Below are 15,776 nucleotides of genomic sequence, written 5' to 3' on the forward strand. Positions count from 1 at the left end.
GGCATGGGTTCTGAGAAATAACAACCCTGGATGAGATCGCGTCCTCGGCCGCGTACATCTGCCAAGTGTCGCTGCCAAGTGTCGCGGCGGCGGCCTTCACTTTGCTGACTGAAGCGCAGCCGTCTGTTTGGCGAGCGCCTGGTCGAAGGCCTCCGACAGGCCGGTGGCGTAGGTCGCAAGCTCACCCGGCTTCACGAACGGATTTGGCGTCTCGCTCTTGATCTGCTGGGCGCGCTTGTCGTGCATGCCATAGACCTCAGGGTGCGGCCCGAGCAGCACGTCGATCTTCATCGCCTTGGCCTTGGCGAAGGTCGCGCGGTAGTCGTCGACGATGCCGGGATAGGTCGGCTGGCCGACCAGCCGGTTCAGCGCAACGGTGCCGCTGCAGAAGAACAGCACCTCGCGGTCCTGGCCGCCGTCCTTCACTGTCATCTCCCAGCTGGTGCAGCCCGGCGAATGACCGGGCGTTTCGTGCGCCGTCAGTGTGGTGTCGCCGAGCGTGACCTTGTCCCCTTCCTTCACCGCCCGATCGACCTTCACCGGCGGAAAGCCGAGGTCCGCGTTCTTCTCGTCGCCGGGATAATAGCCGCCTTCGAGCAGCGCCTTGTCGCGCTCGCCGGCGACGAGTTGCGCCCCGGTGTCCTTCTTGATTTCGGCAAAGCCGCCGGTGTGGTCGAGATGGGCATGGGTGTTGAGAATGATCTTGATGTCGGCCTCCTTGAGGCCGAGCTTGGCGATGTTGTCCTTGATCATGCCGGTCGACTGCCGCATCGCGGTGTCCATCAGGATCAGCCCCTGCGACGTCTTGATGACATAGACGGCGATGCCGTCAGTGCCGACGTAATAGATGTTGTCGATGAGATGGAACGGCTCGAACGGCGCGGTCCATTTCACCATGACCGCCGCCAGGAAGTCCTTGATGGTCTGCGCCTGCGCAGCTGGTGCGAAAAGTGCCAGCGCGCAAAGCGCGGCCGTGAGCCTTCTCATGGATTGTCCTCCCTGATGTTGTTGTCTTGCGACCGCGGGTGAGGCCCGCCGATCGACCAGCCGCACGCTAGATGTTGCGCGATGCCGCAGCAACGGCTGCACGCGCGAAAAACTCCGCGTCATGCGCGGAATAATAGTCGCTGTCCGGTTTGAGCATGGCGGCGCTTTTTGCAATGCGGGCTATCGCGTTGACCGCGCCCGGGCCGCCCGTCATACTTTTGCTTCAAGACGGGCCAGCAAGACCCGTCATCACCGGGAGCTCACATGGCTAGATCATTATCCGTCCTCGCGGGGACGCTGATTTCCGTCGTCTCCTTCACTTCGATCGTATCGGCGCAGCCGGCTTGCGTGACCCAGAACATGGCCGTGCCGCCGGGCGCCAACAGCACCGACAAGGCGGCGCCCTTCTTCATCGACACCACCGGCCTCGACTTCAAGACCGCGCCGCCGACGCGCGATCCCTCCAACCCCAATTATCCGCGCGCGACCGAGCTGCCAGACGGTACGCTGCCGCCGCCGGGTGCCGAGGGCAATTTCATCATCGGCCCCACCCACAATCCGGCGCCCGAAACCATCGCGAAAGAGGGCGTGCCGCGCGGTACGACCAAATCCTTCACGCTCTCGTCGAAGGAGAGCACGATCTACAATCCCGGCCTGATCCGCGACGACGTCGCCGGCTGCACCAATTCCTCGATCATGACGACCGTGACCGCGCCGGACGACAAGTCCAACATGATCGTCACCACCAGCCATCCCGGCATCTGGTCGCGCACCATCGACGTCTATGTGCCGGCGCAATATGTACGCGGCACCGAGGCGCCGTTCATCGTGGTCGGCGACGGCGGCTCCGCTGCCTACAAGGATCTCGCCACCACGCTCGACAATCTGATCGCGCAGCGGCGCGTGCCGCCGATGATTGCGATCCAGATCGGCAATGGCGGGCAGGACGCGCAGGGAAGCCAGCGCGGCCGCGAATATGACGCTGTGTCGGGCGCCTATGCGCAATTCGTCGAGCGCGAGGTGCTGCCGCTGGTTGAGGCCAACGCGGACGTCAAGCTGACCAAAAATCCCGATGGCCGCGCCACCATGGGGCTGAGCTCGAGCGGCGCTGCGGCCTTCACCATGGCGTGGTTCTATCCTGATCTCTATCACCGCGTGCTGGCGTTCTCGCCGACCATGGTCAACCAGCAATGGCCGCATGATCCGTCACTGCGCGGCGGCGCCTGGGAATATCACAGCGCGTGGACGGGGCCGGCGAGCCCGAACCTGATCTCGAAGGCGGGCGTGTTGACGCCGGCCGAGCCGCCCGGCGTGCCGCTGATCGTCGCCGCGCCGACCAAGCCGATCCGCTTCTGGTACTTCGGCGGCGACCAGGACCTCTACTATCCCAATCCCACCATTCCCGATGGCATGCACGACTGGACCCTATCGAACGAGCTGATGGCCAAGGTGCTGGCGGAGAAGGGTTACCACTACCAGTTCCTGTTCGTGCGCAACGCCAAGCATGTCGATCGTCCCACGATCGCGCAAACGCTGCCGGCCGCGTTGGAATGGGTCTGGAAGGGCTATCCGATCCCTTGAGCGCGAAGCGCAGCTCAGCGCCCGATCGTCACCCCGGCGGTCGAGCGCATGGCGTCACGCAGGCTCGTTGCGTTCATGTCGTCGAGCGCCTGACGCGTCAGCACGGTGGTCTGGCCGGGCGTGTCGAGAATGGTCTCGCCGCGCGAGGACGAGAGCCGGTTGGCCTTGTAGGGGGCAGCCGGATCGGTGGCGGGCGGTGCCGCATGGACGTGGCGTGCCCGTTTTCCGGACGCGGCGAGCGCGCCTTGTGAAACGCTGAGAGCGGCGATCACGATCAGGCTTTGCAATTTTGCGGACATGCGATCTCCCATATCCAGGGCGTCAGCTTAGCATATCGGGAGCGTCATCGCAGAGGAAAACGATCAGGCGAGGGCGGGCTGGCGTTCCAGCAGGGGCTCGCGGGTGCGATCGGCACCACGCGGCTCGGCGAGCCGGGTGAAGCTGCGCTGGCCCGCATGCACGGGTGCCTCGACGATCACGCCTTCGCAGACGATCTGGCCGCCGAGCATCTTGAATTCGAGCTTGTCGTAGCGCGGCATCGTCTCGCCGGATTCGGGCGGCAGCAGCCCGATGCGCCCCTGGATATTCAGCGTGGCATCGCCGGTGCCGTGAAGCCGCGGATTCCACATCCTGATCCCGGTCTCGGCCCAGCGTTGCCGGATCAACGCGGTGCGATCGGCGGGCTCCACGCTCTTTGCAAGAGCCTTCGGCGCGCTGGGGTTCATCGGGGCGGGCGATACGGGCGCCGTATCCGGTTCGATCTCTGCGGCGACGCCGGGAGCGGGCTCGCTGTCGATGCTCGCCTCAATGACGACAGGCGCGGAGGTTTCGGTGTCGACCAAGACAGCGGGCGTCTCGACGGCGACGACCGGTTCGCTTTCGACGGAAACGGTAGGTTCGTCTTCGGCGACGAGCTCGGAGGGCGCAACCGGAACCGTCGCCGTCTCGGCAGGCGTGATGAAGACTTGCTCGGCGACGACCGGTTCAACATCGACCAGGAGTTCCGGAGGCGCATCGCAGCTGATGACGGGCTCGCGAGCATCGACCGCCCCGGCCTCGATAGACGAGACCGGCGCCTCTTCCACAATTTCGGGTTCGACAGTCTTAAGAAGTTCCTCAGGCGGATCGCTGCTGATGAGTTCGGTAGCATCAACCGGCTCGCTCTCATCCTCAACCTGAGAGGGCAGAAGCTCTTCCACGACGACAGGCTCTGCCTCTGCCGGTGTCTCCAGGGATGAATCCTTGCCAACACTGATATCAATCGGCGCCACGTCGAGACTGCCGCTGTGCGGCGGAGGCCGAAGCCGGTTGAACGCCCATTTCACCGCAGAGATGCGGCTCAGCAACGATATCAGTCTCGAAAGCACTGGGAGTTGTCCAAGAGGTACGCAGGCCGTAGGCAATCGCTGATTCGCCAGCAATGTGAAAAATTGCCCCGGCCGTCACACCCCTGTCAATCTGGGCGGGACCAATTGCAGAACATCTGCACAGCCTCGCGCCATAGCGTTCATTCGAAATGCATCGAAGCCAGCGGATCTTCGTCGCGATCCGGCTGGTGCGTTGACGCAAGCGGGATGGCCGCGTGCCCCGCTCTGCGGATATGCGAATGCGCGAGGGCGTGCTTGTGGGCGAGCGCCATGGTGAGCGCTTCGCATTCCGTTGGTTCGCCGCCCCACGCGCAGTCGATGCCTGGAGACTGTTCAGGCCAGGCCTGCGCCGGGCCAGCGATCGCAAGCGACAAAATAAGCCGCAAGGCGGCGACGATGCTTGTCTTTGTCATGGCACGCTCCAAACCGTTCCATCGACTGGATCAGGTGGAACGGGCGATATTCCGCGCCGCTGCATGATCGCGCCGCAGTTCACGCGGGTTTCAACGGCCGTGAGACAGGCGTGAGGGCCTTCCCTTTCGCAACCGGTTTGTTTGGCAACCCGGATGCGACAAGCACCGCCGCGGCGTTCTGAGCTGCCGCGCCTAGGATGCCCGGGAAGGCCCAGCTCGACGAGGTCTCAGCCATCATCGCGAAGCTGCGACCGCCATGACGTCATGCGGTACTGCCCCCGGTCGCCGATCCCTGCACCGAACGTCGGGCTTTCCAGCATCCTCCTCCCCGCCTAGTTTGGAACATCCGGGGAGTGAGGACGACGCAATGAAGAAGCTTGCCGCCATCGCAGCGGTTCTGATCTGGTCGACATGCGCCTACGCGCAGGACCGCGCCATCACCGTGGCCTCGACGACGTCGACGGAGCAGTCCGGCCTGTTCGGCCATTTGCTGCCGCTGTTCTCCAAGGCCGAAGGAATTGAGGTGAAGGTCGTTGCCGTTGGCACCGGCCAGGCACTGGACATCGGGCGGCGGGGCGATGCCGACGTGGTATTTGTCCATGACAGGCCGGCCGAAGATAAGTTCATTTCCGAAGGGCAGGGCGTGAAGCGCTTCGACGTCATGTACAACGATTTCATTATCGTCGGTCCGAAGAGCGACCCTGCAAAAATTGCCGGCGGGAAGGATGTCGCTGATGCCTTGCGCAGAATCGCGGCAGCAAAGGCGCCGTTCATCTCGCGCGGAGACAAATCCGGCACGCATGCCGCCGAACTGAGGTTGTGGAAGGAAGCAGGCATTGATGTCGCCGGAAAGGACAGCTGGTATCGCGAGATCGGTCAGGGCATGGGGCCCGCGCTGAACATGGCGTCGTCGTCGAACGCCTACCTTCTGTCAGACCGCGGCACTTGGCTGTCGTTCAAGAACAGAGGCGAGCTTGCAATCCTGACCGAGGGCGACAAGCGGCTATTTAATCAGTACGGCGTCATGCTGGTCAATCCGGCAAAGCATCCGAATGTGAAGGCGAAGGATGGACAGGCCTTGATCGACTGGCTGATCTCGCCGAAGGGGCAGGATGCGATCGCCGGCTACAAGGTCGGCGGCGAGCAGCTATTTTTCCCCAACGCGTCCCACTAGCAGGAAGGCGACGGTCGAAACCGCGACGCTGAGCGCGAGCAGGATCAGCCCGAGCCCGAGCGCTAGCGGCAGGTCGCCCTTGCTGGTCTCCAGCGCGATCGACGTCGTCATTGTGCGGGTAAAGCCGCGAATGTTGCCGCCGACGATGATGATAGCGCCGACCTCGGCGATCGCACGTCCGAACGCCGCCAGAAAGGCCGTCAGCAGCGAGGTTCGGCCGAGTGCGAACAGCAGGCCAATGCTACGCAACGTCGACAGCCCGTCGATCCGCGCGAGGTCGCCGTATTCCGCCCACAGCAGGCTTGCCGGCCGGTGCACCAGCGCAACCACGATCGGCGTCGCCAACAGCGTCTGCGCGATCACCATGGCTGTTGGTGTGAACAGCAGGCCGGCCGCCCCGAGCGGACCGGACCGCGACAACATGAGATAAAGCGCGAGCCCGACCACGACCGGCGGCAGGCCAAGCAGCGCATTGGTCAGCACGATGACGACCTGCCGCCCGCGAAAGCGGGTGATCGCAAGCAGGGCGCCGAATGGGGCGCCGATCAGGAGTGCGACGATGCTGGCAGTCAGGCTGACGCGCACCGACAGCACGACAATGCCGAGCAGCTCAGGATCGGCTTCGCCAATCAGCGTGAACGCGGCAACGATGGATCGTGCGAAATCGTTCATCCGGCCCGACACGGTTGCGACGGCAGCAGGTCGAGCGCCAGCTCGGAGGGAGGGCAAAGCCTCACGCGTTTCGGCGTGACCACGATCGGCCGGTTGATCAGGATGGGATGTGCCATCATTGCGTCGAGCACGTGATCGTCCGTCAGTGCCGGGTTGTCGAGCCCAAGCTCCGCATAGGGCGCAGCCTTCTCGCGAACTGTCTGGCGCAGCGAAATCTCCATGCCGGCGATCAGCTGCCGCGCTGCGCGTGACGGCGATGTCGTGGCGGATAGATCTCCTGGAGTTCGTTGGTCAATCTGATCCACCATCATCGGGTAAAGCCATCGGCCGACCTTGGTCTTCGTCCGGCGTGTGTGCTGAATCTTACACACAAGTCTTTACCGGTTCCATGCGGAATTCAGCCCTTGAAAGCTTGAACTGAACGTGTCCCACTCGTCGTGGATGAGCGGACTTGGGTCGATATCGAGCGCAGCGCTGAAGTTCTAGAGCATGATCCGGAAAAGTGCGCAGCGGTTTTCCGACAAGACCATGCTCAATAAACTAGGACACGCCCATGAACATGGTGGCGACCATGCCGACGATGCAGAAGGCCATCGCAATCGTCGACGCCCACCCCAGCCAGTACAGCGGTCCGGTGACCACGAGCTCGCCCATCACCTTCGGCTTCCGCACCAGCAGCATCAGGATCACCATGACTGGCGCTGCGAGTACGCCGTTGACGACCGCACTCCAGTACAGCGCCTTGATCGGATCGATCGGCGTGAAATTCAATCCGATGCCGCAAAGACCTGAAAGGCCGAGCACCGTATAGAAGGCGATCGCCTCCTTGGGCTTGCGGGAGAGGCCGACTTTCCATCGGCGGCCTTCACCGATCGCATAGGCGGTCGAGCCCGCGAGCACGGGGATCGCGAGCAGGCCCGTGCCGATGATGCCGAGCGCGAAAATGAGCTCCGCGAACGGACCGGCAATCGGCTTGAGAGCTTCCGCCGCCTGCGCCGAGCTCTGAATGTCGGTTTTGCCCTGCGCATGCAGGGTCGTGGCCGTGGTGATGATGATCGAGATTGCAATCAGATTTGAGAACGCCATTCCAATCAGCGTGTCCAGCCGGATGCGGCGGAACTCTTCGCCTGCCGTCGAAGCATCTTTCTTCAGCGGGGCCTTTTTGTCGTCGATCCGCTGCTCTTCGGCTTCCTGCGAAGATTGCCAGACGAACAGATATGGCGAGATCGTCGTGCCAAGGATGGCAACGAGCGTGGTGAGGAATGCAGCGTTCCAGCTCACCTGCGGAATCAGGAGGCCCTTCAACGCCTCGGTCCAGGGGACTTTCACGACGGCAAGCGCGATGACATAGGCAAACAGGCTGAGTGTCAGCCATTTCAACACGGCGACGTAGCGGTCGTAGTTGAAGAAAATCTGGGCAAGCACCGAGGCGCCACCGAAAATCACGACATAGACGATGCCGGGACCGCCGATCAGCAGCTTGAGAGCATCTGCCATCGCACCGAGATCGGCTGCAATATTGATGGTGTTGGCGGTGAATAGCAGGACCACGAGGCTCCAGACATAGGCCGCACCGAAATTGCGGCAGACATTGCCCGCAATGCCATGGCCCGTGACGCGCCCGATCCGAGCCGAGATTTCCTGGATTGCGGTCATGAGCGGATAGGTCAGGAGCATGGTCCAGCCGATCCCGAAACCGAGTTGCGCGCCGGCCTGGCTGTAAGTCCCGATACCTGATGGATCGTCGTCCGAAGCGCCCGTAATCAGCCCCGGCCCGAGCGTGGAAAAAAAGTTGCGAAAACGAAAGATCCCGCGCTTCTGCAGCTTTGGTCCAAGCGCCGACGTGTCCATTGCCGCTCCTCAGCTCTGCCTGTGCGACATAACGGAGCGAGTTGCCCCGAGTTCCAGACTCGGAACACCGTCGAGCACTATTTGGGTTGCCGAGGTCTTTGCTTCCCGGTCGATGGCGCAAACCAGCCCGCGCGCTTGTCAAGCCGCCATTCCAGAATATTCCTATTTCCAGAAATCCGGAAATTGCGCATTCATCTGGCCCGGCACGGTGGACGGATCGCGAGTCGTCCGGTACGTGGGCGAGTTGCGGTGAATGCGGGCTTGCGTCGGCACGCGAAGGCCGGGAGCAGGGCGAGCGGAGGATTGAGTCGAACCTCCTGAGCGCTCGACCGCGCGTGACGAACGGCGCGGGCGGCATACGGTAAAAACTCGGGCCGAAACGGCCGCGAGACCGCGAAATCATGCCCTTGCAAGGGGAAGGCGACTTTATTCTCGCCACGGATGCGTTAAGGAAGAGCCTGGATGCGGTGCAGCACTCGGGCGGCCGCGGATCGAAATTTAGGCCAAATCGGGCAGGCCGCCGTCGCGGCCGGGCCCGCTGAACGAGAAGGACGTCAGGCTATGATCAATACCGTTGGCATCATCGGAGCAGGGACCATGGGCAACGGCATAGCCCAGATCTGCGCCGCGGCTGGGCTTTCGGTCGTGATGGTCGACATCTCCGATGCGGCGGTGAGCCGCGGTGTTGCGACCGTCGGCGGCAGCCTCGAGCGCTTGGTCAAGAAGGAGAAGATGTCTGCGGCCGATCGCGATGCGACGCTCAAGCGCATCACCGGCACGACGGACCGTGCCAAGCTTGTCGATTGCGATCTCGTCATCGAAGCCGCAACCGAGAACGAGGAGCTCAAGGTCAAGATCCTGAAGGATCTGTGCGCCACGCTGTCGCCGCGCACGCTGCTCGCGACCAACACCTCGTCGATCTCGATCACCAAGCTTGCCGCCGCGACCGATCGCCCCGATCGCTTTATCGGCATGCACTTCTTTAACCCGGTTCCGGTGATGGCGCTGCTGGAGTTGATCCGCGGCTTGCAGACTTCGGACGACACCCACGCCAAGGCGCTCGATTTCGCCCAGCGCGTCGGCAAGGTGGCGATCACCGCGAAGAACAGCCCAGGCTTCGCCGTCAACCGCATCCTGTGCCCGATGATCAACGAGGCGATCTTTGCGCTCCAGGAGGGCATTGCGACCGCGGAAGAAATCGACGTCGGCATGAAGCTTGGCTGCAACCATCCGATCGGGCCGCTGGCACTGGCCGACCTCGTCGGTCTCGACACCATGCTGTCGGTGATGGAGGTCTTTTATAAGGGCTTCAACGATCCTAAATACCGTCCGGCCCCCTTGCTCAGGGAAATGGTCGATGCCGGCCATCTCGGCCGCAAGACCGGGCAGGGCTTTTACACGTACGGCGCCTGATCGTGCCGCGGACGACGGGCTTTAGCGCCCGGCGTTCGATCTCGCAATTTGCGCTGCGACAAAGACGTCGCGCACAATTGGCCCGACAATGTCGAACGGACGGCTCGCGGGAACAACAAGCGGAAAACGAAGGTATGTCTGATCGACTGAAGGCCGAGCGCGAGGCGGCGGCCGAACGGCGGAATCTGCTGACCCAGGATGCGATCGAACGCACCGGGATCACCGAAGAGATGATCGGGGAACTCGTCACCCGCTTCTACGGACGCGTCCGCGAGGATGCGTTGCTCGGGCCGGTGTTCGCCGTCGTGCAGAATTGGGACGAGCATCTCGCCAAACTGAGGGGGTTCTGGTCATCGGTGGTGCTGATGAGCGGCCGGTACCATGGCTCGCCGATGCGGGCGCACATGCCGCTCAGCCTGGTCGGCGATCATTTCGACCGTTGGCTCGACCTGTTCGAGCAGACCGCGCGCGAGGTCTGTCCGCCGCCGGCAGCTGCGCTTTTCATCGACAGGGCGCGACGCATCGCCGACAGTTTTGAGATGGCGTCGGCAACCATCGCCGGCCGCATTGCGTCGCCACGTCACGTGCTCAGGTCTTGACGGCGGCTGATCTGCCCGCAAAACGTGCAGTTGTACCGCCTCAAAGTTGTGCTGCGCGCCAATAGCGCGCTGCACCAATTCCCACATCATCGGTCTGATCTGCAAAATCATCATGCGGATCGCGCGGCATGACGTTGAAACGGCAAAAACGCGTTGGCATGCGTTCAATCGTGTTCAATCAAAGCGAGTAAAGCCATATTGATGCGCTGCGGCGCCAATTCTTCGCCTTCATTTCGGCAGAGTCCCAGCGCCTGCTACTGTGCATGTCACGCGCATCATTCAGCATCACTTCATCATCCACCGACAGCATTGCGGAATTCGGAGCCGATGCAAGCGCGGAGCAAACGCGGCGAACGCTGCTGCTTGGTGCACTAGCCACCACGGCCTGTCTCGGGTGTTCCGCACAGACGCGTGCGGGCGAAGATCCGCCGGGCTCCGACGAGCGGCCGCAGAAGGGCGATCTGCTCGTCTTCTCCGAAGGTGACAAAGAGGGAAAGCTCATCGCTGCGGCTGATCTGCCGGCCGGCGGTCCGCCGGTGCATGCCTGGCCGCAGGATCCCAAGACATCGGTGGTGCGCAGCGCCTCGCGGCTCAACGCGATCCTGATCATCAGGCTCGATCCCGCCGAGCTCGACGAGCAAACACGCGCACGCGCCGTCGACGGCATCATCGCCTATTCGGCGATCTGCGCTCATGCCGGCTGTCCTGTCACCGCCTGGGTCAAGAGCGATGTCGGCGACAAGGAGGTCTTCAAGTGCGTGTGCCACAACTCTGAATATGATCCCCGTTCGGGCGCGCAGGTGGTGTTCGGGCCGGCGCCGCGTCGGCTCGCCGCGCTGCCGCTGGCGTTGGCTGACGGCTCGCTCAGTGTCGCGGGCGGTTTCATCGGAAAGGTAGGTGGCGCGCAGCAGGGATGACGGTGCGGGATGTGCCCGCCTCACGAGAGGCCGCATCCGCCGAGGGGCGGGCGCCGGGACGAACGACAAGAATTCAAAACAAGAATTCAATCGGATGAACAAGGGGAACGTCCATGAAAACGTCCAAGGAATCGTCCATGGCCAAGAAGCAAGCATTGCTATCCGGCTTCGTCGCCTTCACGTGTCTTGTCTCGACCGCCGCGATAGCCGGCCCGGTCGAGAGCTACGCGCCAGTCACTCAACAGCGCCTGGAGAATCCGGAACCCGGCAACTGGATGCTCTATCGGCGGACCTATGACGGGCAGGGTTATAGCCCGCTCGACCAGATCAACACCTCGAATGTAAAAGACCTGACGCCGGTCTGGACGTTTGCCACCGGCGTGGTCGAAGGCCACGAGGCGCCGCCGATCGTCAACAATGGCGTGATGTTCGTGGCGACTCCGATGGGGCAGGTGATCGCGCTGAACGCGAAAACCGGCGATGAATATTGGCGCTACAAGCGGCAGCTCCCTGACGATCTGTTCCAGCTTCATCCGACCAGCCGCGGCGTCGGCCTGTGGGAGGACAAGCTCTATCTCGCCACCACCGACGACCATGTCGTCGCGCTCGACGCCAAGACCGGCAAGGTGGCGTGGGACACCAAGGTGCAGGATTACAAGAAGGGTCAGTACATGACCCTGATGCCGCTGATCGTCGACGGCAAAGTCATCGTCGGCGGGTCCGGCGGCGAGTTCGGCGTGCGTGGCTATATCGCCGCCTTCGATGCCAAGGACGGCAAGGAATTGTGGCGGACCTTCACCATTCCCGGCGAGGGCGAGCCCGGTCACGAGACCTGGCAGGGTGACGACTGGAAGAATGGCGGCGGCTCGGCCTGGATGACCGGCACCTACGACAAGGAGACCAAGACGGTCTATTGGGGGGTCGGCAACGCCGCGCCGTGGCCCGGCGAGATGCATCCCGGCGACAATCTCTACACCTCGTCGGTGCTCGCGCTCGATCCGGGCAACGGCAAGATCAAGACCTATCACCAGTACCACCAGAACGATTCCTGGGACTGGGACGAGGTCGACGCGCCGATGCTGATAGACCTGCAGCGCGACGGCCGCAGCGTCAAGAGCCTGGTCCATCCTGGTCGCGACGCGATCTTCTGGGTGCTCGAGCGGACGCCGACCAAGATCAACTACATTGCCGGCTGGCCGTTCGTCGCAACCGACGTCTGGAAGGGTATCGACGAGAACGGCAAACCGATCCTCGATCCCGCGCACAAGCCGGTGGTCGGCAAACGTGTCGAGTTCTGTCCGTCGCTGTGGGGCGGCAAGGACTGGCCGTCAGCGGCCTACAGCCAGAGGACCGGCCTCGTCTACGTGCCCGCCAACGAGAACTTCTGCGGCGGCTTTACCGGCGAGAAGATCCCGCTCAAGCCGGGCGAGCTGTGGCTTGGCACCAAGCCGGAGGATATCGGCCTGAAGACCAAGCCGGGCGCCGATCATTTCGGCGAACTCCAGGCCTGGGATCCTGCGACCGGCAAGAAGGTGTGGCAGCACAACTTCCCGAAGTCGCAGATGTTCGGCTCGGTGACGGCGACCGCGGGCGATCTCGTCTTCGCCGGTGGCACCAATGACCGCAACTTCCGCGCCTTCAACGCCAAGACCGGCGAGCTTTTGTGGGAGCAGAAGACCAACTCCGGCATCATGGGTATGCCGATGTCCTATGAGATCGACGGCACGCAATACATCGCAATCCAGTCGGGCTGGGGCGTCGACGCGCAGCGCATCCAGGATGCACTCGCGACCAACAATATCGGCATCGAGTCCAACGTGCCCCAGGGCGGCGTGATCTGGGTGTTCGCGCTGAAGAAATAAGCTCCGCAGGCGGATCGAAGACGGCGGAGCGCGTGGGGGCAAATGCGGCGGACGGCAACGTCCGTCGCACCCCTTGCCGCACACGTCCGCACCGGTCCGATGGTGCGCTTGTTACCACTGTCATTGCAGGGGTTTTTTCCACCATCAGTCTTTCGCCGTCCGTAGGCGTTCGCTACAAGCGGGACCATGCGCATGGGAAGGCGCTGGGGAACGCTGCAGGGAGAACGACGACGATGGCTCGCAAGATCAACCGACTCAACGCGCGCGCGGTGGCGACGCTGAACAAGCCCGGGCGGCATGCCGACGGCGGCAATCTCTATCTGTCGATCTCGCCGAACGGCGGACGAAGCTGGGTGTTCATGTATCGATGGCACGGCCGCACCGTTGAGCTGGGTTTCGGATCAGCGCGTGACGTCACCCTGGCCCGCGCTCGCGAGCGCGCCACTGAGGCGCGAGCGGCCATTGCCGAAAGGGTCAATCCGAAGGGCATCAGGGTGGCCAGCGCGGGCGTCACGTTCGGCGAGGCGGCCGATCAGCTGATAGAGGCCATGCGACCGTCATGGCGCAGCGCGAAGCACGCGGCGCAATGGGTGATGACGCTGAAGACGTATGCAGCACCGCTGCGCCGGCTGCCTGTTGATGCTGTCTGCACCGATGACGTGCTGGGGGTGCTGAGGCCGCTCTGGAACGCGACGCCCACAACAGCGGGGCGCGTGCGTGGCAGGATTGAGCGGGTGCTCGACGCCGCCAAGGCGCAGGGGTTTCGCAGCGGCGATAACCCTGCCCGGTGGCGTGGGCATCTGGATCAGCTATTGCCGAAGCGACAGCGCATCACGCGCGGCCACCATGCCGCGATGCCGTACAGCGAAGTCCCGGCCTTCATCATCGACTTGCGGGCGCGCGAGGCTGTCGCAGCGATCGCGCTGGAATTTGCGATCCTCACGGCGGCGCGGTCCGGTGAAGTGCTGGGAGCGACATGGCCGGAGTTTGATTTTGACGGCGCACTGTGGACGGTGCCGGCGTCGCGCATGAAGGCCGGGACTGAGCACCGCGTGCCGCTGGCTGCACGAGCGCTGGCGATCGTACGGGAGATGCACGAGCTGCGAACCTGCGAATACGTTTTTCCGGGGTACAACGGCAGGCGGGCGCTATCGGCGCGGGCGTTCGGGCAGGTGCCCAGCCGCATGAACATCGAGGGGGCAACGGTGCACGGCTTCCGCTCCAGCTTCAGGGATTGGGCGAGCGAGCAAACCACCTTCAGCGGCGAGGTTTGCGAGATGGCGCTGGCTCACACGATCAGGAGCGTGACCGAACGGGCCTATCGACGGGGCGACCTGCTCGACAAGCGCCGCGAGTTGATGGCCGCGTGGGGGAGCTACTGCGCCAAGCCGCCGGCCAAGGTGATAGAGTTCGCAGGCCGCGAGGTGACAGTGATCGGCAAGCATGGGTTTGCGTTCGGCTCATAGCGGGGCGCGGATCATGTGTCCGCCGTCACCGGCGCGCGGTACCGCTTGATTTGCAGGGGGGCGCCGCGCGCGCCCGGCACCGTCCCCAGTATCCTCCCCAGCTTTGACAGCCGGGGCGATCCTTTCTAGAACGTAGCCGTCCAGAAGGCTTTGCCGCCCGTCATGCCAGCCCGCCCACCGAGGCGCCGGCCGCGCATGAAGATGTCGCAGGCGCACCTATGGACGTTCCCCTGACTGAAAAGCTCGCGCTCAACATCCGCGAGGTGACCGCGCTGACCGGCGTGTGTCGCACTGAACTGTACGAGGCCATTGCGGCCGGCGCGTTGCTGGCGCGGAAGCGCGGCGCGTCGACGCTGGTGCTGCAAGCCGATCTCCGCGCCTGGCTGGACCGGTTGCCGGCCATCGGGCCCAGCGGCGCTGGCAAGGCCGCTGGTGCGGGCGAGGCGGAGCCGGCTGCCGAGATGGGTGCCGCGCCCGCGCCCGCACCAGCAAGCCGCCGCCGCCGCCGTCTGGAGCTGATTGCAGCCGGAGGGCAACGCACATGAGCGAAGCCGTCGAGCTGGTGACCGATTTGAATTCCGACTTTCGCGTTGTCACCTTGCCGATAGCACCATGGCGACGGGCCAAGGTGTGGAGCCTGCAACAGCGCGTGGCCCACTGCGTGGCCGGTGACTTCTGGGAAGGCAGGGGATTGGCGCGGACCGCGGAGAAGCTGCGCGAGCTTGTTCGAGGCCGTGCCGGGCCTGTTGATCCGTTGGCTGCTGCTGTCCTGGCCGCGTTGCCGGTGCGCGTCGATATCCCCGCAGCCGTGAAGCCGAAGCGCCGGGTGCCATGATCAAAGCAGCCGAAAGAACCTGCATCGAGTGCGGCGCCCCGTTCCTGAAGAGCGAGCGGCCAGTTCGAACAATCACATGCTCCGAGGCATGCGGAAAAGAGCGGCACCTAGCGAACAAGCGCAAGTCGCTGCGGGAGTGGCGCCGGCAACGAAGGGAAAGATCCCCGGCAGCACCGGGACCGGCATCGCTGGCACCGCTGGCGCCGCGCCAATGCGATTTCTGCTTTCAGATGTTCACGCCAGCGACGGGAAGTCACCGCGCCCGCCGCTGTTCTCCGGAATGCCGGCGAGCTTTTGCGCGCCGATACCTGCAAGAGCTGCGCGGCCGCGATCCTGGCTGGCGAGAGCGGTCGCGTCTGGATGAAGCGGCGCGTCGTGCCGCTCGCAAGGCGTATCGGGAGGCTCGAGAAATCGAGCTGGCCAACCGTGCCGCGCAGCCGCTCGCGCCGGAGGCCGCGGAATATTTCCGCGTCTATCATGGCATCAGGTTGTGAGCGCGCCATCGCTGTCGCTGGGTAACAAGCGAAACGCACAGAATGGCGCTTGGTAGGATGATGGCGCCACCGTTGATAGTAAAGCACACCGCCGCGCGATCGACGATCTACAGGGTAACAAGAAATATGGTTTGTCTATCGCGCG

Annotated in this window: 17 protein-coding genes and 1 pseudogene; 10 read left to right on the forward strand and 8 right to left on the reverse strand. The window is 63.6% G+C overall.

The genetic code is table 11. The features are described 5' to 3' along the window. Positions 1-96 precede the first annotated feature (96 nt). Complete coding sequence (gene blaBJP, locus ABIA96_RS19595; RefSeq protein ID WP_354138685.1) at positions 97-987, reverse strand: BJP family subclass B3 metallo-beta-lactamase; 891 nt, start codon at positions 985-987, stop codon at positions 97-99. 67 nt (positions 988-1,054) lie between these two features. Beyond that, the gene (locus tag ABIA96_RS19600; RefSeq protein ID WP_354138686.1) at positions 1,055-1,201 is read right to left on the reverse strand and encodes a hypothetical protein; all 147 of its coding nucleotides are present in this window, start codon (positions 1,199-1,201) and stop codon (positions 1,055-1,057) included. A 50-nt stretch (positions 1,202-1,251) separates the two neighbouring features. Here ABIA96_RS19600 and ABIA96_RS19605 point away from each other — a divergent pair, with 50 nt between their 5' ends. Next, positions 1,252-2,568 (forward strand): alpha/beta hydrolase, encoded by a 1,317-nt coding sequence (locus ABIA96_RS19605; RefSeq protein WP_354138687.1) that lies wholly within the window; start codon positions 1,252-1,254, stop codon positions 2,566-2,568. A gap of 14 nt (positions 2,569-2,582) precedes the next feature. Here ABIA96_RS19605 and ABIA96_RS19610 read toward each other — a convergent pair whose 3' ends face one another. The 3 genes from ABIA96_RS19610 to ABIA96_RS19620 form a co-directional block, all read right to left on the reverse strand. Next, positions 2,583-2,867, reverse strand: a complete 285-nt coding sequence (locus ABIA96_RS19610) for a TonB-dependent receptor plug domain-containing protein (protein ID WP_354138688.1) — start codon at positions 2,865-2,867, stop codon at positions 2,583-2,585. 63 nt (positions 2,868-2,930) lie between these two features. After that, positions 2,931-3,914: a hypothetical protein gene (locus ABIA96_RS19615; RefSeq protein WP_354138689.1), complete on the reverse strand. Its 984-nt coding sequence runs from the start codon at positions 3,912-3,914 to the stop codon at positions 2,931-2,933. Between the two features lie 161 nt (positions 3,915-4,075). Continuing rightward, positions 4,076-4,360, reverse strand: coding sequence for a hypothetical protein (locus tag ABIA96_RS19620; RefSeq protein WP_354138690.1), 285 nt, complete (start codon positions 4,358-4,360; stop codon positions 4,076-4,078). 355 nt (positions 4,361-4,715) lie between these two features. On the opposite strand from ABIA96_RS19620, the gene ABIA96_RS19625 reads away from it, so the two are divergent. Next, positions 4,716-5,522 (forward strand): ABC transporter substrate-binding protein, encoded by an 807-nt coding sequence (locus tag ABIA96_RS19625; protein ID WP_354138691.1) that lies wholly within the window; start codon positions 4,716-4,718, stop codon positions 5,520-5,522. Here the strand turns inward: ABIA96_RS19625 and ABIA96_RS19630 are convergent. The 3 genes and pseudogenes from ABIA96_RS19630 to ABIA96_RS19640 all read right to left on the reverse strand — a co-directional run bounded on the left by ABIA96_RS19630 (position 5,496) and on the right by ABIA96_RS19640 (position 8,045). Next, entirely contained in the window at positions 5,496-6,194 is a 699-nt protein-coding gene (locus tag ABIA96_RS19630; protein WP_354138692.1) for an ABC transporter permease, read from the reverse strand. The genes ABIA96_RS19625 and ABIA96_RS19630 overlap by 27 nt on opposite strands. Continuing rightward, positions 6,191-6,454, reverse strand: a pseudogene (locus ABIA96_RS19635) (ArsC/Spx/MgsR family protein); the annotation flags it as partial. The gene ABIA96_RS19630 and the pseudogene ABIA96_RS19635, both read right to left, overlap by 4 nt. Before the next feature lie 280 nt (positions 6,455-6,734). Next, positions 6,735-8,045, reverse strand: a complete 1,311-nt coding sequence (locus ABIA96_RS19640; RefSeq protein ID WP_354138693.1) for an NRAMP family divalent metal transporter — start codon at positions 8,043-8,045, stop codon at positions 6,735-6,737. A gap of 561 nt (positions 8,046-8,606) precedes the next feature. On the opposite strand from ABIA96_RS19640, the gene ABIA96_RS19645 reads away from it, so the two are divergent. The 8 genes from ABIA96_RS19645 (at position 8,607) to ABIA96_RS19680 (ending at position 15,631) form a co-directional block, all read left to right on the forward strand. Continuing rightward, complete coding sequence (locus tag ABIA96_RS19645; protein WP_354138694.1) at positions 8,607-9,458, forward strand: 3-hydroxybutyryl-CoA dehydrogenase; 852 nt, start codon at positions 8,607-8,609, stop codon at positions 9,456-9,458. 134 nt (positions 9,459-9,592) lie between these two features. Beyond that, positions 9,593-10,057, forward strand: a complete 465-nt coding sequence (locus ABIA96_RS19650) for a group III truncated hemoglobin (protein WP_354138695.1) — start codon at positions 9,593-9,595, stop codon at positions 10,055-10,057. A gap of 263 nt (positions 10,058-10,320) precedes the next feature. Further along, positions 10,321-10,974 (forward strand): QcrA and Rieske domain-containing protein, encoded by a 654-nt coding sequence (locus ABIA96_RS19655; RefSeq protein WP_354138696.1) that lies wholly within the window; start codon positions 10,321-10,323, stop codon positions 10,972-10,974. 137 nt (positions 10,975-11,111) lie between these two features. Beyond that, complete coding sequence (locus ABIA96_RS19660) at positions 11,112-12,836, forward strand: methanol/ethanol family PQQ-dependent dehydrogenase (protein WP_354138697.1); 1,725 nt, start codon at positions 11,112-11,114, stop codon at positions 12,834-12,836. A 233-nt stretch (positions 12,837-13,069) separates the two neighbouring features. Next, entirely contained in the window at positions 13,070-14,302 is a 1,233-nt protein-coding gene (locus tag ABIA96_RS19665; protein WP_354138698.1) for a tyrosine-type recombinase/integrase, read from the forward strand. A 218-nt stretch (positions 14,303-14,520) separates the two neighbouring features. Next, positions 14,521-14,847, forward strand: a complete 327-nt coding sequence (locus tag ABIA96_RS19670; protein WP_354138699.1) for a helix-turn-helix domain-containing protein — start codon at positions 14,521-14,523, stop codon at positions 14,845-14,847. Next, positions 14,844-15,137: a hypothetical protein gene (locus tag ABIA96_RS19675; protein ID WP_354138700.1), complete on the forward strand. Its 294-nt coding sequence runs from the start codon at positions 14,844-14,846 to the stop codon at positions 15,135-15,137. Before ABIA96_RS19670 ends, ABIA96_RS19675 begins: the two co-directional genes overlap by 4 nt. Next, positions 15,134-15,631 (forward strand): hypothetical protein, encoded by a 498-nt coding sequence (locus ABIA96_RS19680; RefSeq protein WP_354138701.1) that lies wholly within the window; start codon positions 15,134-15,136, stop codon positions 15,629-15,631. Before ABIA96_RS19675 ends, ABIA96_RS19680 begins: the two co-directional genes overlap by 4 nt. Positions 15,632-15,776: the final 145 nt, after the last annotated feature.

The organism is Bradyrhizobium sp. LB11.1 (assembly GCF_040549385.1).
Lineage (GTDB): Bacteria > Pseudomonadota > Alphaproteobacteria > Rhizobiales > Xanthobacteraceae > Bradyrhizobium.